17 protein-coding genes are annotated in these 17,426 nt (G+C 77.0%); 9 read left to right on the top strand and 8 right to left on the bottom strand.

Annotation, left to right across the window (positions count from 1 at the left end; translation table 11 throughout):
- Positions 1–15 precede the first annotated feature (15 nt).
- From ACFVXN_RS14940 to ACFVXN_RS14920, 5 genes are all read left to right on the top strand, one after another.
- Entirely contained in the window at positions 16–543 is a 528-nt protein-coding gene (locus ACFVXN_RS14940) for a MarR family winged helix-turn-helix transcriptional regulator (protein ID WP_389233969.1), read from the top strand.
- A gap of 31 nt (positions 544–574) precedes the next feature.
- On the top strand, positions 575–802 hold the full coding sequence (locus ACFVXN_RS14935) for a ferrous iron transport protein A (RefSeq protein WP_389233966.1): 228 nt from the start codon (positions 575–577) through the stop codon (positions 800–802).
- Positions 799–2,745 carry a ferrous iron transport protein B gene (feoB, locus tag ACFVXN_RS14930; protein WP_389233963.1) on the top strand — a complete coding sequence of 649 codons (1,947 nt, stop codon included), beginning with the start codon at positions 799–801 and terminating at the stop codon, positions 2,743–2,745. Before ACFVXN_RS14935 ends, feoB begins: the two co-directional genes overlap by 4 nt.
- Positions 2,742–3,026, top strand: a complete 285-nt coding sequence (locus ACFVXN_RS14925; RefSeq protein ID WP_389233960.1) for a hypothetical protein — start codon at positions 2,742–2,744, stop codon at positions 3,024–3,026. The genes feoB and ACFVXN_RS14925 overlap by 4 nt, the downstream gene beginning before the upstream one ends.
- Before the next feature lie 87 nt (positions 3,027–3,113).
- Positions 3,114–5,300, top strand: a complete 2,187-nt coding sequence (locus ACFVXN_RS14920) for an MMPL family transporter (protein WP_389233958.1) — start codon at positions 3,114–3,116, stop codon at positions 5,298–5,300.
- A gap of 19 nt (positions 5,301–5,319) precedes the next feature.
- Here ACFVXN_RS14920 and ACFVXN_RS14915 read toward each other — a convergent pair whose 3' ends face one another.
- The 4 genes from ACFVXN_RS14915 to ACFVXN_RS14900 are packed head-to-tail and all read right to left on the bottom strand — an operon-like array spanning position 5,320 to position 9,407.
- Positions 5,320–6,012: a glycosyltransferase gene (locus ACFVXN_RS14915; protein WP_389233955.1), complete on the bottom strand. Its 693-nt coding sequence runs from the start codon at positions 6,010–6,012 to the stop codon at positions 5,320–5,322.
- Positions 6,009–7,367 (bottom strand): PIG-L family deacetylase, encoded by a 1,359-nt coding sequence (locus ACFVXN_RS14910; RefSeq protein ID WP_389233952.1) that lies wholly within the window; start codon positions 7,365–7,367, stop codon positions 6,009–6,011. Before ACFVXN_RS14910 ends, ACFVXN_RS14915 begins: the two co-directional genes overlap by 4 nt.
- Positions 7,361–8,446: an acyl-CoA dehydrogenase gene (locus tag ACFVXN_RS14905; protein WP_389233949.1), complete on the bottom strand. Its 1,086-nt coding sequence runs from the start codon at positions 8,444–8,446 to the stop codon at positions 7,361–7,363. The genes ACFVXN_RS14910 and ACFVXN_RS14905 overlap by 7 nt, the downstream gene beginning before the upstream one ends.
- 22 nt (positions 8,447–8,468) lie before the next feature.
- Positions 8,469–9,407, bottom strand: a complete 939-nt coding sequence (locus ACFVXN_RS14900; protein ID WP_389233946.1) for a DMT family transporter — start codon at positions 9,405–9,407, stop codon at positions 8,469–8,471.
- A gap of 39 nt (positions 9,408–9,446) precedes the next feature.
- Here ACFVXN_RS14900 and ACFVXN_RS14895 point away from each other — a divergent pair, with 39 nt between their 5' ends.
- Entirely contained in the window at positions 9,447–9,962 is a 516-nt protein-coding gene (locus ACFVXN_RS14895; RefSeq protein ID WP_389233943.1) for a MarR family winged helix-turn-helix transcriptional regulator, read from the top strand.
- Entirely contained in the window at positions 9,959–11,440 is a 1,482-nt protein-coding gene (locus ACFVXN_RS14890; protein ID WP_389233940.1) for an amidase, read from the top strand. Before ACFVXN_RS14895 ends, ACFVXN_RS14890 begins: the two co-directional genes overlap by 4 nt.
- A gap of 53 nt (positions 11,441–11,493) precedes the next feature.
- Here ACFVXN_RS14890 and ACFVXN_RS14885 read toward each other — a convergent pair whose 3' ends face one another.
- The 4 genes from ACFVXN_RS14885 to ACFVXN_RS14870 form a co-directional block, all read right to left on the bottom strand.
- Entirely contained in the window at positions 11,494–11,706 is a 213-nt protein-coding gene (locus ACFVXN_RS14885; RefSeq protein ID WP_389233937.1) for a hypothetical protein, read from the bottom strand.
- A 49-nt stretch (positions 11,707–11,755) separates the two neighbouring features.
- On the bottom strand, positions 11,756–12,280 hold the full coding sequence (locus tag ACFVXN_RS14880; RefSeq protein WP_389233935.1) for an NUDIX domain-containing protein: 525 nt from the start codon (positions 12,278–12,280) through the stop codon (positions 11,756–11,758).
- Positions 12,253–12,975: a hypothetical protein gene (locus ACFVXN_RS14875; RefSeq protein ID WP_389233932.1), complete on the bottom strand. Its 723-nt coding sequence runs from the start codon at positions 12,973–12,975 to the stop codon at positions 12,253–12,255. Before ACFVXN_RS14875 ends, ACFVXN_RS14880 begins: the two co-directional genes overlap by 28 nt.
- A gap of 144 nt (positions 12,976–13,119) precedes the next feature.
- Positions 13,120–13,941 (bottom strand): alpha/beta fold hydrolase, encoded by an 822-nt coding sequence (locus tag ACFVXN_RS14870; protein WP_389233930.1) that lies wholly within the window; start codon positions 13,939–13,941, stop codon positions 13,120–13,122.
- 164 nt (positions 13,942–14,105) lie between these two features.
- Here ACFVXN_RS14870 and ACFVXN_RS14865 point away from each other — a divergent pair, with 164 nt between their 5' ends.
- Complete coding sequence (locus ACFVXN_RS14865; protein WP_389233927.1) at positions 14,106–16,391, top strand: AAA family ATPase; 2,286 nt, start codon at positions 14,106–14,108, stop codon at positions 16,389–16,391.
- A gap of 10 nt (positions 16,392–16,401) precedes the next feature.
- Entirely contained in the window at positions 16,402–17,394 is a 993-nt protein-coding gene (locus ACFVXN_RS14860) for a Gfo/Idh/MocA family protein (protein ID WP_389233925.1), read from the top strand.
- Positions 17,395–17,426: the final 32 nt, after the last annotated feature.

Raw genomic sequence — 17,426 nt, 5'->3', positions numbered from 1 at the left:
CGGTAGGATCGGTCCATGCCCTCCGCGCCCCGCACCCTCGACCCCACCGAGCTGGGCGCGTACCTCGCCCTCATCGAGACGACGAGCCTGCTCCGGCACGCCGTCGACCAGCAGCTCCAGGAGACCGGCGGCCTCAGCTACGTCCAGTTCCAGCTGCTCGCGACCCTCGGGGACGCGCCCGGGGGGAGCCTGCGGATGACCGACCTCGCGGACGGCGTCGTCTACAGCCGCAGCGGCCTGACGTACCAGGCGCAGACGCTGGAGAAGCAGGGGCTGGTGACCCGCGCGCCGTCGGTCGACGACGAGCGCAGCACCACGGTCACGCTCACCGACGCGGGCCGCGACCGGCTCGCGCAGGTCTTCCCCGGGCACGTCCAGGTCATCGACGACCTGCTGCTCGCGCCGCTGTCGCGCGCGGACGTCGAGGCGCTCGCGGACGTCCTCACCCGGACGCGCGACCACATGCGGCAGGCACCGCCCCGGTCGGCGGCGCCCCGACGCCGGAAGACCGCCGCCCCGAGGTCGGGACCTCCGGCCCAGTAGGGAAGGCTCACCTCAGTCCTACTGTCGCGGCATGGACCTCGGTGAGCTGCCGCCGCACACCCCCGGACGCGTCCGGGCGGTCGGTCTGGAACCCGCGCACCGGCTGCGCCTCGCCGAGCTCGGGATCCGCCCGGGCGCACGGCTGCGGGTGACCCACCGGGCCGCGTTCGGCGGCCGGGTGCTGGCCGTCGGGGCGGACCGGTTCGCGCTGGACGCCACCACCTGCGCGCGCATCCAGGTGGACGCGGAGCCGGCATGAGCTGCCACGAGCCGGCCGCCGGCCCCGCAGCGGGATCGGCCGCGACCACCGCCGCCCGGTCGACCGTCGTGCTGGTCGGGAACCCGAACGTCGGCAAGTCGACCCTGTTCAACGTCCTGACCGGTGCGCGGCAGCGGGTGGTGAACGCCCCCGGCACGACCGTGCAGCTGCAGCAGGGGACGTGGCGACGGCTCACCGGCGTGACGGTCGTGGACCTGCCGGGCACGGACAGCCTGCTCGCGCGGTCGCCGGACGAGCGGGTCACCGCCGAGGCGGTCGCGGGCACGGGCAGCACGGGGGAGCCGGACCTCGTGGTGGCGCTCGTCGGGGCCGCGTCGCTGGCGCGGTCGCTGTACCTGCTCGCGCAGACCGCCGGCGCGGGACGACCCGTCGTGGTCGCGCTGACGATGACGGACGTCGCCGCCGACCGGGGGATCCACGTCGACGCCGCGGCGCTCGAGGCCGCGGTCGGCGTCCCCGTCGTGGCGGTCGACGCCCGGACCGCGCGCGGGGTCGACGCGCTGCGGACGGCGGTCGAGCGCGCGCTGGTGGAGCGGCCGCTGCTGCGGATCGACCTCGCTCCGGCGGGCGCCGGCGACCCGGGCGGTGCCGACCCGGGCGGTGCCGACCCGCTCCGCGACGCCGAGGCCGTGTTCGCGTGGGTCGACGCGGTCGTGCGGCGCCTGACCCCGACACCCGCGGTGCGGACCCTGTCGGACCGGGTGGACGCGGTGCTGCTGCACCCGGTGCTGGGCGTGCCGGTGTTCCTGGCCGTGATGTGGGCGCTGTTCCAGCTCGCGACGACGGTCGCCGGACCGCTGATCGACGGCGTCGACCACCTGGTCAACGGGGTCGTCGCGGGCTGGGCGCGGGGCGTGCTCCCCGGGCCGGCGTGGGTCCCGGGCCTGCTCGTCGACGGGGTGCTCGCCGGCGTGGGCACGGTGCTGTCGTTCGTGCCGTTGATGGCGCTGGTGTTCGTGGCCATCGCCCTGCTGGAGGACTCCGGCTACCTGGCGCGCGCCGCGTTCGTCGCCGACCGGGCGATGCGGGCGCTCGGCCTCGACGGCCGGGCGATGCTGCCGCTGGTCATCGGGTTCGGCTGCAACCTGCCCGCGCTGTCGGCGACCCGGACGCTGCCCGACGCCCGGACCCGTCTGATGACGGGTCTGCTGATCCCGCTGACGTCGTGCCCCGCCCGGCTGACCGTCTACATCCTGCTCGCCGGGGTGTTCTTCCCCGACGACGCCGGCACCGCGATCTTCGCGATGTACGTCGCGAGCATCGTGCTGGTCGTCCTCGGCGGGCTGGTGCTGCGGCGGACGCTGTTCCGGGACGTGGTCCGGCAGCCGTTCGTGCTGACCCTGCCGCCGTACCAGCGGCCGCGGGTGCGGGCGCTGCTGCTGTCCGCGTGGAGCCGGTGCCTGGCGTTCGTGACCAAGGCGGGGACCATCATCGTCACCACCCTGGTGGTCGTCTGGGTGCTGATGGCGGTCCCGGTCTCCGGGCAGCACGCCCTCGCGGACGTGCCCGTCGAGGACAGCCTGTACGGGCGGGCCGCGGCGGCGGTGGCGCCGGTGTTCGCCCCCGCCGGGTTCGACGACTGGCACATGTCGGCGGCGCTCGCGACGGGGTTCGTCGCGAAGGAGGTCGTCGTCGGGGCGTTCGCGCAGTCGTACGCCGTCACCGAGCCGGACGACCCGGCGGACGCGGGCGACCTCGGGGCGCGGATCGAGCGGACCTTCGACCGGTCGTCCGGCGGGCACGGGTCCGCCGCCGCGCTGGCGTTCATGGTGTTCGTCCTCGCGTACACCCCGTGCCTGGCGACCGTCGGCGAGCAGCGTCGGCTCTACGGCGCCCGCTGGACGCTGGGGGCCGTCGGGGTCCAGCTCGCCGTCGCCTGGCTGCTCGCGGTCGCGGTGTTCCAGGTCGGACGCCTGCTGTGAGCGTGCTCGCGGACGTCCTCGAGCAAGCCCGCCGGGGGCGCAGCGCGACCGCCATCGCGGCCGGGCTCGGCCTCGACGTGGGCGTCGTCGACGCGGCGCTCGACCACGCCGAGCGGCTGGGGCTGGTCGTCCCGGCGGCCTCGATCATCGGGTGCGGCGGCTGCGCGGCACCGGAACCGGCCGCGGCCGCCACGCGCGCGCCCGCCCCGGCGTCGTGCCGGGGCTGCCCGCTGGTCGGCACGCGGCAGGCGACCGGCACCGGGGTACCGCAGACGCGGTAGGACGGATCGTCGCGGTGGACGATTCGCCGCGCGGCGCGCTCGGGAAGCCTGGAGGACGTCCCCAGCCGTCCTGCCCCAGGAGTCCTCATGTCCACGTTCCTCTCACGCGTCGGGCGCTTCAGCGCCCGCCACCGGCTGGTGGTGGTCGTCGCCTGGCTGGCGGTCTTCGCGGCGCTCGCCGGGATCCTCGCCGTCAACGGCTCGGGCGAGAGCGCCCAGGAGACCATCCCGGGCTCCCGCGCCACCCAGGCGCTCGACCGGATGGACGACGCGTTCCCCGCCGCCGAGCAGACCGGCGACACCCTGCAGCTGGTGGTCGCCCCCACCGACGCGCCCGTCACCGACCCGGCCGTGGTCGCCCAGGTCGAGGCCCTGCTCGCGCAGGCCGCGCAGCTGCCCGGCGTCGAGTCGGTCAGCGACCCGTACGACACGGCCCAGCCGTTCGTGTCGCCCGACCAGGAGGTCGCGGTCGCGACGCTCACCTACGGCGCCCTGTCCGAGACCGGCCAGGAGGACGCGTACGCGGCGGCGCTCGCGTTCCAGCAGGACGCGCCCGCGGACCTCGGTGTCGAGCTCGGCGGGAACCTCGTCCCGCTCGGCGCCCCCGACCCGGGGATCGGCGAGGGCGTGGGCGTGCTGGTCGCGTTCCTGGTCCTGATGCTGACGTTCGGCTCGCTGCTCGCGGCCGGGGCGAACCTGGTGATCGCGGTGTTCGGCGTCGGCGTGGGCGTCGTGGGGGTGCTCGCGTACGGGTCGCTGACCCCGATCGGCGAGAACTCCATCATCCTGGCGTCGATGCTCGGCCTCGCGGTGGGCATCGACTACAGCCTGTTCATCCTGTCCCGGTTCCGCACCGAGCTGCGCGGCGGCAGGTCCGTCGAGGACGCGATCGCGCGCGCCGCCGGGACCGCTGGGACGGCCGTGGTGTTCGCGGGCCTGACGGTGATCGTCGCGCTCGTCGCCCTGCTCGTGGCGGGCATCGGGTTCGTCACCGAGATGGGTGTCGCCGGGGCGTTCGGGGTGCTGGTCGCCGTCGCGCTCTCGCTCACGCTGCTGCCGGTGCTGATGCGCTCCCTCGGGCACCGGGCCCTGTCGAGGCGGCACCGCCGCGACCTCGCCGAGGGGCGCACCTGGCACGAGGGCGACCACGCACGCCGCGGGTTCCTCGCGGCCTGGGGCTCCGCGGTGGTGCGCCGTCCGGTGCTCGCGGTGCTCGCGGCGGTGGGTGTCCTGCTCGTCGTCGCGTCGCCGATGCTCAGCATGAAGACGGCGTTCAGCATCCCCGGCGGCACCGACCCGCAGTCGACCGAGCGCGCGGCGTATGACCGGGTCGTCGACGAGTTCGGCGGGATCCAGAGCCCGCTGATCGTGCTCGCGGAGGGCGACGACGTGGCCGACGCGACCGCCACCGTCGAGGCGCGGCTCGCGGACCTGCCCGGGGTCGCCCGGGTGCTGCCGGCCGAGGTCGCCGCGAGCGGGGACCTCGCCCGCGTCACGGTGATCCCCACCGGTGGACCGATCGACGACTCGACCACCGAGCTCGTGCACCTGCTCCGTGCGGACGCCGACGCGGTCGCCGGCGTGCACCTCGAGGTCACGGGTGAGACGGCCGTCGGCGTCGACCAGACCGCCGCGCTGAACACCGCCCTGGTGAAGTACCTGGTCGTGATCGTGCTGATCTCGCTGGCGCTGCTGGTGCTGCTGTTCCGGTCGCTGCTGATCCCGGTGGTCGCGACGCTCGGCTACCTGCTGTCGGTGGGCGCCTCGTTCGGGGCGAGCACGGCGGTGTTCCAGTGGGGCTGGCTGCCGCAGCTCATCAACGCCCCGCAGGGCGACCCGATGATGAGCCTGCTGCCGATCCTGCTGGTCGGGGTGCTGTTCGGGCTCGCGATGGACTACCAGGTGTTCCTGGTGTCGCGGATCCAGGAGATGCACCACCGGGGTCTGGCGCCGAAGCAGGCGGTGCTCGAGGGGTTCTCCCGGTCGGCGCCGGTGCTGGTGGCCGCGGCCACGATCATGACGGTGGTGTTCGCCGGGTTCGCGACCAGCACGTTCTCGGTCGCCGCGTCGATCGCGTTCGGCCTGATGGTCGGCGTGCTGGCCGACGCGTTCGTGGTCCGGATGGTGCTGATGCCCGCGCTGCTGTCGCTGCTGGGCCGGTCGGCCTGGTGGATCCCCGCGTGGCTGGACAAGGCCCTCCCGCACGTCGACACCGAGGGCCACGCGCTCGAGGCGACGGACGCCACCCCCGCCCGCGAGTCCGTCCCCGCCTGACCGGCGGCGGCGCGCGGGGTCACGGCGGGAAGGACGCCCGCAGGTACCCCGCGTAGCCGCCGGGGGTGCGGCCCGTCGTGCGGCCGGAGGTCAGGACGTCCGCGGCGTCGGACGGCCGCACGTCCACCCGCGGGTCCGCGCGCAGCCGCGCGACCAGGTCGACGTCCTCGTGCTCGGGCAGGGTCGCGAACCCGCCCGCGCGCAGGTACGCGTCGGCGCGCACGCCGAGGTTCGCGCCGTGCACGTGGCCGTTCGGCCGGCCGGGCACGCGGGTGGACCGCCACGCCGCCACCTGGCGCCCGGTCAGGTCCCGGGGGTCCGGGGTGACGGTCCCGACGACCACGTCGGCGCCGTCGTCCGCGAGAGCGCGCTGCACCGCGAGCCAGTGGGCGGGGACCACCGAGTCGGCGTCCGTGCACGCCACCCAGACCGCGGCCGGGTCGTCGGTGCCGAGCGCGAGGGCGTGCCGGACGCCGGCCGCGCGGGCGGCGCCGACCGCCCGGTGCCGCACCTCGAGCACGGTGCACCCGGTCGCGCGGGCGATCCGCGCGGACCCGTCCCGGCAGTCGTCGAGCACGACCACGACGTCGACCGGTAGGTCCACCGCGCCGCGCGCCGCGGCGACCGACGCGAGGCACGCCGGCAGCAGGGCCTCCTCGTCGTGCACCGGCACGACGACCACCAGCCGGGCCAGCGGCGGCCGGGTCGTCACGGCGCCAGCCCCTCGCGCTGCGCGACCGACCTCGGGTCGGCGGACCAGACATCGAGCGCGACGTCGAGGTCCCGGTAGGTGGACAGCCGGGTCAGGCCGAGCGCGCGGTCGAGGGTGCGGTGCACGTCGTCGCCCGGCTGGGTGTAGTCCGCGACCGGGTGGCGCCAGTGGCACGCGAGCACGGTGCCGCCCGGCGTCAGCGCGGCCCGGACCCGGCCGGCCAGGGCGGTCAGCTCCGGGCGGGTGAGGTAGTACCCGACCTCGGACAGGACGACCAGGTCGTACGGGCCGCCGGGCACGCCGGTGCGGACGTCGTGCTGCTCGACCGTGACGTGCGGGGCGTCCGCGAGCCGCGCACGGGCCGACGCGACGGCGGGCTCGACGAGGTCGGTCGCGAGCACCCGGTCCGCGCGACCTGCCAGGTCGGCGGTCAGCACCCCGACGGAGCAGCCGACCTCGAGCACCGCGGCGTACCGGGGGTCCGGCAGCGCAGCGAGGGTCAGGGCCCGCTTGCGCTCCTCGTACCAGCGGGTCGCGAGCCGCCACGGGTCGGCGCGGCGGGCGTAGACGGCCTCGAAGTGCTCGGCGCCGACCCCGGCCGGCGGGGGCGCGGACGCCACGTACGCCTCGACGTCCCGGTCGGCGCGCCGCAGCTGCTCCGGGTGCAGCGGGGCGGCGTCCTCGGGGGCGGACGACCACGGCTGGGTCTGGGTGACGTGCCGGGCCAGGGCGCGCCGCTTCGCGGTCACGTCCGCGTCGTCGAGCGGCAGCACCCGCAGGTCGTCCCAGGGCACGTCCGGGTGGTCGGGCGTCGCCCAGTGCCACAGCCACACCGGGTACTCCAGCAGCCGCGCGCCGAGCTCGGTCGCGAGCGCCGCACCGATCTCCCCGGCGACCCGGTGGTCGCGGTGCCCGTCGCCGCGCCACGGCACGACCAGGGTGTCGACGGGGTCGGTGCCGATCGCCGTGCGCAGCGCCGCGGTCAGGGCGTCGCGGTCCTCGCGCACCGAGCCGTCGCGGAAGCCGAGCAGCCGGACCGGCGACGCGGGGGACAGCGACGCCACCGCGTCCGTGACCTCGGCGGCGCGCAGCCGGGTCAGCTCCGTCGGCGGCAGGGTGCGGGACCCGGGGTGCGACCCGGAGCCGTCGGTCAGCACCACCACCTCGGCCGGGCGGCCCGTGAGCGCGAGCCGCCGCAGCAGGCCGCCCGCGCCGATCGTCTCGTCGTCGGGGTGCGCGGCCACGACCACCGTGCGGCCGGCGGGCAGCGCGAGGCCCGGGAGGTCCGCGAACCGCTCGCTCGCCTCCCACACCGCCGCGGGTGTCCCGGCCGCCCGGCCGTCGAACGTCACCACGGCGCGGGCCCCGCGGCGAGGGCGGCGCCGAGCGACGCGTCGTCGCGCTCGGCGTGCTGCTGGCGCACGTACACCTCCAGGTCGGCGACCCGCTTGGCGTGCTCCGGCTCCTGGGTCAGCGGTCCGGGGCCGAGCGCGTGCGCGGCGATCCGGAGCACGTCCTCGCAGGTCCGGGCGACGGTGGCGCGGACCCGCTTCGCCAGCAGCCGGCCCTCGGCGCGCGCGGCGTCGTCCTCGGGGTCGCGCCCCAGCCGGGTCGCGGCCCCCGACGCGTCGACCCGCAGCGCCGCCGCGGCCAGCGTGGTGCGGGCGGCGGTGAGCCGCTCGTCCAGGGCGCCCAGGTGCATCGCCAGCAGCCGGTCGTCCGGCCGGGTCGCCACGTGCGCGTGCACCCGACGCGCGAGGCCGACCGCACCGCCGTACCAGCACGCGGCGACGCCGATCCCGCCCCACCAGAACCCCGGCCGGGTCAGGTACCACCCGGCGTCCGCGACGAGCGTGGCCCGCGCCCGGTCGAACCGGACCGGGGTGCTCGGGATCTCCACCAGGCCGCGGGCGGACCACGGCTGGTCGACGGGCACCACGCCGGGTCCGCGCAGGTCGACGGCCAGCAGCACGCGGCCGCCGTCCCCGGCCGGGCCGGTGACGGGGGCGGTGACCGGGGCGGTGACGAGCGCGGCGTCGAGGTCGGCGGCCAGCGAGCACCACGGCTTCACGCCGTCGAGCAGCCAGCCGTCGCCGTCCGGCGTCGCGACCAGCGTCGCGCCCGGTCCCTCGGCGGCGTACACGCCCCAGGTCGCTGCCACGCCCACGGTCGACGGCAGCGCCGGGGCGCCCGCCTGGTCGAGGACCGCGCGCGCGTCCAGGTGCGGCTCGACGGCCCGGGCGACGGCGAGGTCGTGCGCCGCGAGCGTCGCGAGGTGCTCCCACAGCGCGGTCGTGGCGCCACCGCCGGGTCGCAGGTCGTCGGACCAGCCGGGCACCGCGCGCAGCGCGTCGGGCACGTCCGCCGGGACCGGCGGCGCCGGGGCGGCGGGTGCCGTCGTGCCGATGCGGACGGGGCGGGTGCCCTCGGACATGCGTCTCCTCGCCGGAGGTCGGTCAGGGCCGTGGGCTGGACCCGGGGCGCCGATCATCGCCCGGCGGAGCGGCGGCTGCCAGCGGGACGACGGCCGGCGGGCGCCGGGTGCTCGCCGTCGCGCCGAGCACCATCGCCCCGAGCACCACGGCCACGCCCACGACCTGCCGGCCGGACAGCGTCTCGGCGGCGAGGACCGTGCCCAGCAGCACGCCGGTGACCGGGTTGAGCAGGCCCACGAGCCCGACGGTCGCCGGCCCGAGCCGGCGCAGGGACGCGAACCACGCGACGTTCGCCAGGGCCGTCGCCACCAGGGACACGTACGCGAACCCGAGCAGGGCGGTGCCGTCGAGCGCGGGCGGTGCGCCCTCGACCACCACCGCCGCCGGGAGCAGCACCAGCGCGCCGGCCACCAGCTGCCACGCGGTCAGGGGCAGGACGTCGACCTCCCCGCGCCAGCGGGTGGCCAGCACGTAGCCGACCGAGGACAGCAGCATCGCGGCGACGGACGCGAGCACCCCGCCCGCGTCGAGGCCCCTGCCGCCCCCGCCGCCCCCGCCGAGCATGACCGCGACGCCGGCGACGCCCAGCACGCCGCCGACCACCGCGCGGAGCCGGGGGCGCTGGCCGAGCAGCACCCACGCGGCGAGCATCATGGCGACGGGTCCGACGGCCATCACCGTCGAGGCGATGCTGGTGGGCAGGGTCTGCGCGGCGACGTAGACCAGGGCGAAGAACGCGCCGGTGGTCAGCGTCCCGAGCACGGCCGAGCGCCACCACCAGGCCCCGTGCGGCAGCCGCCGACCGAGCGCGAGGAGCAGCAGCCCGGCCGGGAGCGCGCGGATGACGGCTCCCCAGAGCGGGCTGTCGGCGGGCAGCGCGTGCCGGGTGACGTAGTAGGTGGTGCCCCACAGGACGGGGGCGAGCGCGGCGACGGGGATCCAGCGGCGGGTGTCTTCCACGGAAGCGATACTACCTTCCCTGGAAGGTAGTATCGCCGCATGAGCCCGACGCCCGACCACGTGGACCGCATCCAGCAGGAGTGGGCCCGTGAGCGACCCGACGTCGACGTCCGCCCCCAGGGCGTCATCGGCCGCCTGCACCGGCTCGCCCTCGCGCTGACCGACGAGATCACGGTCGTCTACCGGGAGCACGGGCTGGGCGAGGGGGAGTTCGACGTCCTCGCCGCCCTGCGCCGGGCCGGTGCGCCCTACGAGCGGGCCCCCGGGGAGCTCGCCGCCCACACGATGGTCACCACCGGCGCGATGACCAAGCGGGTCGACCGGCTCGAGCGCGCCGGGCTCGTCACCCGCCGGCCCAGCGCCACCGACGGCCGCGGCAGGGTCGTCGCGCTCACCGACGACGGGCTCGCCCTCATCGACCGGGCGTTCACCGCGCACATGGCGAACGAGCGGCGGCTGCTCGACCTGGTCGGCGAGCAGGACGCCGCGACGCTGGAGCGGGTGCTGCGCCGCTGGCTCGCCGCGCTGGAGGACGTGCCTACGCTGACCCGGTGACCGCACCGCACGACCGCACCGCCGTCGACCTGCGCGACCGGCTCCGCGCCGGCGAGACCGGGCCCGAGGAGCTCACCGCGCACTACCTCGACCGGATCGCCGCCGGGAACGAGGCCCTCGGCGCGTTCGTCACCGTCACGCCCGACCTCGCCCGGGCCCGGGCGGCGGCGCTCGCGGCCACCGGACCCGACGACACCGCCGTGCTCTGGGGGCTGCCCACCGGGGACAAGGACCTCACCGACCGCGCCGGCGTGCCCACCGGGTTCGGGTCCCGGGCGTTCGCCGGCGCCCACCGGTACGTCCCCGAGGTCAGCAGCGACGTCACCCAGGTGCTCGACGCCGCGGGCGTCGTGTCGCTCGGCAAGACCGCCGCCCCCGAGCTCGGCTTCCCGTCCTACACCGAGAGCCTCGCCGGTCCGCCCGCCCGCAACCCCTGGGACCGGACGCGCGGCACCGGCGGGTCCAGCGGCGGCGCCGCGGCGGCGGTCGCGGCGGGCCTGCTTCCCGTCGCGCCCGGGTCCGACGGCGGCGGGTCGATCCGCATCCCCGCCGCCGCCTGCGGTCTGGTCGGTCTCAAGCCGTCCCGCGGGCTGCTGCCCGCCGGCGGGGGGACCGACTCCCTCGGCGGTCTGGTGGTGCACGGGCCGCTCGCCCGGACCACCGCCGACGCCGCCCTGCTCCTGGAGGGCCTGCTGCCCCGCGCCGCGGACGGCACGGTCGACCACCCGCGGACGCTGCGCACCGCCGCCGGGCCGCGCGGGTCCTACCTCGACGCCGCGCAGCGCGGGCAGACCCCCGACGGCCGCCGCGCGCTGCACGTCGGGGTCAGCACGTTCAGCGCGTGGGAGGGCGCGTACGACATCGTGCTCGGGCCCGAGGCGCGCACCGCGCTCGACGTCGCCGCCGACACCCTCGCCGAGCTCGGGCACGCCGTCGACGACGCCGGCCCCTGGGACCCCGACCCCGGGTACGCGCCCGCGTTCCGGACCCTGTGGATGGCCGGCGCCGCGGCGGTGCCGTTCGACGACCCGGAGCGGCTCGGCCTGCTCGAGCCGCTGACCCGCTGGCTCGTGGAGCGCGGTCGCGCCGTGCCCGCCCGCGCGCTCGTCGAGGCGGTCGGGGCGCTCGCGGCGTTCGAGCGCACGATGGTCGCGCGCGTCTCCCGCTACGACGCGGTGCTGCTCCCGGGCATGGCGATGACGCCGCGCCCCCTCGGCTGGTACGACGCCGCCGACCCCGAGCGGAACTTCGCGCAGCAGTGCGAGTACACGCCGTACACGTCGATGATCAACGTCTGCGGGCTGCCCGCGATCGCGGTGCCGGTGCACTGGACCGACCCCGACGACGCTGCGCCCGCGGGGCTGCCGATGGGCGTGCAGCTGGTCGGCCGGCCGGGCGGCGAGCACACGCTGCTCGCGCTCGCCGCGCAGCTCGAGGACCGGCTCCGATGGGCCGACCGCCGTCCGCCCGTCTGGTAGCCGGCCGCGCGTCTGGTCGCCGACGCGGGCCCGGTGGTGCGAGCGCCGCGTGCTCAGGCCGCGCGACCGCGACCGGCACCCCGCCGCGCCGCGTACGCCGCGGCCATCCGGTCGAACTCCTCCCGCGTGAGACCCATCGCCTCGATGAGCTCGCCCCGGAGCCGGTCGTACGCGATCAGCTCGGCCGGCGTCCGGGGCGGCGGGGTCGCACGGAAGCGATCGCTGACCTCGGTCAGCCGGGCGTGATCGATCGGCCGGGTGCTCATGGGACGCACCGTACGGGCGGGGTCTGACACGGACCTGTGCCCAGTCGCCTCACCCCGCCAGGTGCGCCACCAGCCGGTCCAGCAGCTCGACCTGCGCGGTCACCAGCAGCGGCCGCGCCTCGTCGACGGTGAGCCACCGCAGCTCGCCGAGCTCGGGGAACGTCACCGTCCGGCCGCTGCGCGGCGGCCAGGTGATCGTCGCCTCGCTGACCGGGCCGCGGGTCGCGGGCAGCGCGTCGAGGTCGAGGTCCGCCTCCCGCGCCCAGGCGCGCACGACCTTGCCCGCGCGCTGCCGGACCTCGCCGAGGTCGACGTCGGGCCGCACCCCGACCGGGGCCGGGACGCCCACCTCCTCGGCGAACTCCCGCAGCGCGGTGGCGTGCGGGTCCTCGCCGGGCTCCGGCTCACCCTTCGGCACGGTCCACGCGTGGTCGCGGCGCGCCCAGAACGGCCCGCCCATCCGCCCGAGCAGCACCTCGGTCCCGCCCGTCCCCGGGCGGTGCAGCAGCAGCCCCGCGCTGGTGGCGGTGGCTCGGCCGGGGACCGTCAGCAGCCCGCCTCGTCGTAGCGGCACAGCAGCTCCCACGCCGTCTGCGCCTGGGTGGTGGCGTCGGTGCGGGCCGTGCCCACCAGGCTCTCGCCGCCCTCCGACCCGACCAGGGTGATCGCGGTGCCGCGGCGCGTGACCGCGAGGTAGCTGCCGATGGCCTCGTCGAGGGGCGCGGAGGCGGACGACCCGTAGTAGTCGGTCGCGAGCCCGGCACCCTGCGCGCCGACGTCGAGCGGCTCGACAACGTACGTCGTGCTGGTGTCGGAGGCGTACGTGGTGCACGCCGTCAGCGCCGCGGTGATCCGGTCGGCCTCCGCGACGGCCGCGTCGGCGTCTGCGAACACCGCGACCTGCTGCACGCCGATGGCGGCCTCGGCCTCGCCGTCGCCCTGGGACACGGACCGCATCGCGGTCGCGGACTCCGGGGCGCCGGTGTCGCACGCCTGGGGGAACCGCCAGGCCACGACGCCCGCCGACTCCTGCCGCTGCGCGGGGTCGGCGTCCCACGCGGACTCGGGCAGCAGCACCTCGGTCGGCAGGTCGGCGGCGACGTCGCCCGTCCCGGTGGCCGGGGCGGACGGCTCCGCCGGGGTGGTCGGGTCGGCGGTCGGGGCCGCCGACGTCGCGGCAGGGTCGGCGTCGGCGCTCGCGCAGCCGCCGAGGGCGAGCGCGCCCACGGCCAGCAACGTCGTCGTCCGGGTCCGTGTCCAGGTCAGCATGGATCCACCCTGCCGAGGATCCCGCGGCGCCGCATCCCGTCCCGTCCCGCGCCGCGCCGCCGCGGCCCCGCGAGAGGTCACGACACGCCGGCCCGGTCCCCCGCGGGCCAGCGTGTCGTGACCGCTCGACGCGCGAGGGCCGGGTCAGTCGGCGATGAACGCCAGGACGTCCTGGATCAGCGTGCGCTGGTACTCGCCCGAGATGCCGTGCGGCGCCCCCGGGTAGACCTTCAGCGTGCCGAGCTTCACCAGGTCGATGGACTTGTACGCGGCCGCCGCGATCGGGACGATCTGGTCGTCGTCGCCGTGCGCGATGAGGATCGGCACGTCCAGGGCCCGGAGGTCCTCGGTGAAGTCCGTCTCCGAGAACACCGCGACGCAGTCGTACGCGGCCTGCAGCTCGGCGAGCATGCTCTGCCGCCAGAAGTCGTCCCGCAGGCCCTGGCTGATCGACGAGCCGGCGCGGTTGGCGCCGAAGAACGACTCCGACAGGTCCTGGTAGAACTGCGACCGGTCCGTCAGGACGCCCTCGCGGATCCCGTCGAACACCTCGATCGGCGTGCCTTCGGGGTTGGTCGCGGACTGGACCATGACCGGCGGGACGGCGCCGACGGTGACGACCTTCGCCACACGCCCCTTGCCGTGCTGCGCGGCGTAGCGGACGACCTCGCCGCCGCCGGTGGAGTGGCCGATCACCGTGAGGTCCGTGAGGTCCAGCTGCTCGACGAGCGACGCGAGGTCGCGGGCGTAGGTGTCCATGTCGTTGCCGCCGGTGGTGCGGGACGACCGGCCGTGCCCGCGGCGGTCGTGCGCGATGGCGCGGTAGCCGGCGTCGGCGAGGACCTTGAGCTCGTAGGCCCAGGCCTCGGAGCTCAGCGGCCAGCCGTGGCTGAGCAGGACGGGGCGGCCCTGGCCGTAGTCCTGGTAGAAGATCTCGGCGCCGTCGGGCGTGCTGACGTAGGGCATGGTTCCTCCTCGCGTGCGGGGTCCGGACCGACCTGCCGCAGGCGCTTGCCCCCGGCGTCCGTCCCCACCACGATGAGACCGCGCAGCGCCGCGCGGGCACCAGGAAGAAGACCGGCAGAACTCGCACCCCGCGGGTGCGGCCGACGGGGGAGACGGGCGGTCACGTGGGCGAGACGGACCTCGGGGCGCTGCTGCGACGGCACCGCCAGGGCGCGGACCTGACCATCGAGGAGCTGTCCGCGGCGTCCGGGGTGAGCGACCGGGGCATCGGGGACATCGAGCGCGGGGTGAGCCGCGGCCCCCAGCGCCGGACCGTCGAGGCGCTCGCGGACGCGCTGCACCTGGCCGCCGACGACCGCGCGCTGCTGCTGCGGGTGGCGCGCACCGGGCGCCGACGCCCCGGGACCGGCACCCCGCACGCGCTGCCGCTGCCGCGACGGGTGCCGGACTTCGTCGGCCGCGCGGCCGAGCGTGCCGCCCTCGCCGCCGCGCTCGGCGGCGCCCGGCCGGGGGAGGCGGCGCCGGTGGCCGTCGTCACCGGGCCGCCCGGGTTCGGCAAGTCGACGCTCGCGGCGCAGGTGGCCCGCGACCTGCGGGACCGGTTCGGCGAGCAGCTGTTCCTCGACCTGCGGGGCGTCGACCACGAGCCCGTCGCCCCCGACACCGCCGTGCGCCGGGTCGCCGAGGCGCTCGCGGCCGGGACGGTGCCGCCCGACCCCGCGGCCGCCGTCGAGCACGTGCGGTCGCTGCTGGCCGGGCGGGCGGTGCTGCTCGTGCTGGACAACGCCGCGTCCGAGGAGCAGGTCCGCCCGCTCGTCCCCGCGGAGGGCCCGGCCGCGGTGCTCGTGACCAGCCGCCGGGCGCTGGCCGGGCTGGACGGGGTGCACCGGTCCGCGCTGGGCCGGCTCGCGCCGGAGGACTCCGTCGCGCTGCTCGGCGAGATCCTGCCGGGGCGGGGCGACGACGCCGACCTCGCCCGGCTCGCCGCGCTGTGCGACGACGTGCCGCTCGCGCTGCGGATCGCGGGGAACCGGCTCGCAGCCCGTGCCGGCTGGTCGATCGGCGGGCTGGTGCGGCGGATGGCCGTCGACGAGCGTCGGCTGGACTCCCTCACGGCGGGCGACCAGCAGGTCCGCGCGGCGTTCACGTCCTCCTACGAGCAGCTCGGGCCGGGCGCCCAGCGGCTGTTCCGCCGGCTCGGGCTGGTGGACGCCCCGACGATCGGCGCCGGGCTCGCGGCCGCCCTGCTCGGGGAGACGCTGTGGCGCACCGAGGACCTGCTCGACGAGCTGGTCGACCTCAGCCTCGTGCAGCACCTGCCCGGCGACCGCTACCAGCTGCACGACCTGCTGCGCCTCTACGCGCGCTCGGAGCTGGACCTCCAGGAGGACGCCGCGGCGCGCGCGCAGGCCCGGGACCGCGCCGACGACTGGCTGCTGACGACGACCGTCCGCGCCGGCCGGCGGTTCGAGCCCGAGCACGCGGCCGACCCGGACCACGGACGCGTCGACGCACCGGGCGGGGACGTCGACCTGGGGGACCCGGACGCCGCCCAGCGCTGGCTGCGCGCCGAGTCCGCGAGCTGGCTCGAGGCGCTGCGCCGGGCGTCCGCCGCGGGCGCGCACGCCCGGGTCGCGGAGGTCGCGGACGCCCTGCACTGGTTCTCCGACCTGTGGGCGACGTGGGACCGGTGGGCCGAGGTCTACGACCGGTCCGCGGACGCCGCGACGGCCCTCGGCGAGGACCACCTGATCGCCGTGCACGAGGGCTACCGGGCGTGGGCGCAGGCCGTGTGCCGCGGTGACCTGCCCCGCGCCCGGGTGGCCGCGGACCGCGCCCTCGCCGCGGCGCGCCGGTGCGGCGACACGGCCCAGGAGGGCTGGGCGCTGAGCTACCGGTCGTGGATCTGCTCGCAGCTCGGTGACCTCGGCCCGGCCGAGGCGGACGCCCGGGCGGCCGTCGCGTGCATGCGGGCCGCCGGTGACCGGGAGGGCACCCCGCAGGCGATGCTGTCGCTGTCCAAGGCGCAGGCCCGGCTCGGCCGGCACGACGAGGCCGTCCGGACGATCCGCGCGACCATCGCCCGCGTCACCGACCCCGCCACCCGACCGCGCGCGCAGGTGGCGGCGTTCACCGAGGCGAACGCCTACACCCACCTCGCGAGCACGCTCGCGCAGGTCGGGCGGTGGCCGGAGGTGGTCGAGGCGGCCGAGCAGGCGCTCCGCCTGGCCGCCCCGCTCGGGGTGCCGCGGATCGTCTCGGCCGCGCACCTGGCGCGCGGGCGGGCGCGGGTCGCGCTCGGGGACCCCGGCGCCGCGGTGGGCGACCTGGAGATCGCGGTCGCGCTGCGCAGCGAGCTCGGCGACGGCGCCCTGCTGGCCGCGGCGGCGGCCGACCTCGACCGGGCGCGGGCGTCGCTGGCCGGCGCCGGGACCGTCGCCGCGGGCTAGGGTCGACGGCATGTCGACCGTTCGCCTCGGAGTCCTCGGTGCCGCCCGGATCCTGCACGACGCGGTGGCGGTCCCCGCCGCGTCCGTCCCGGAGGTCGAGGTGACGGCGATCGCCGCCCGCGACCGGTCGCGGGCGCAGGCCACCGCCGACGCGGAGGGCATCCCGCGGGTGCTCGACGACTACGACGCCCTGCTCGCCGACCCCGACGTCGACGCGGTCTACGTCCCGACCCCCGCGGCGCTGCACGGACCGTGGATGCGCCGTGCGATCGCCGCCGGCAAGCACGTGCTGTGCGAGAAGCCGTTCACCGCCAACGCGGCGGAGGCCGAGGAGATCGCGGCGCTCGCGGCGGGCTCGGGCCTGGTCGTGATGGAGGCGTTCCACTCCCAGCACCACCCGTCGTGGGCCCGGCTGCGTGCGCTGCTCGCGGACGGTGCGGTCGGGGACGTCGTGTCCGCCGAGGCGGACTTCTGCGTGGAGATCGCCGACCGGTCGGACATCCGCTGGCAGGAGTCGATGGCCGGCGGCGCGCTGATGGACCTCGGCGTGTACCCGCTGCGCCTGCTCACCCACCTGTTCGGCACGCCGACCGTGCGCGCGGCCGAGGCCGTGGACGTCGACGGCGTGGACGCCGAGATCGTCGTGCACCTCGACCTGCCGGGCGGTGTCCCGGGCACCGTCCGCGCGTCGATGGTCGCGACCGGGCAGGACCAGAGCGTGGTCGCTCGGATCACCGGCACCGCCGGGACGATCACCGTGCACGCGCCGTACGCCCCGCAGAACGGCGGCCGGATCGTGGTCGAGCGCGACGGGGTCGAGGTCGAGGAGCCGGTCGACCCCGAGGGCTCGTACGTGTGGATGCTGCGCTCGTTCGCCGGGGCGGTGCTGCGCGGGGAGGACCCGGTGTCGGGGACCGCGCAGGCGGTCGAGGCGATGCGCGTCGTGGACGCGGCCTACCTGGCCGCGGGGATGCGGGTGCGGGAGCCCGCGCCGCTCGGCTGAACCCGGTCGACGGGGGTCTTGACGCCGCACTT

The organism is Cellulomonas sp. NPDC058312, from assembly GCF_042880135.1.
Taxonomy (GTDB): Bacteria; Actinomycetota; Actinomycetes; order Actinomycetales; family Cellulomonadaceae; genus Cellulomonas.
The sequence above is the reverse complement of the archived record's forward strand: the minus strand, read 5'-3'. Positions and strand labels throughout refer to the sequence as shown.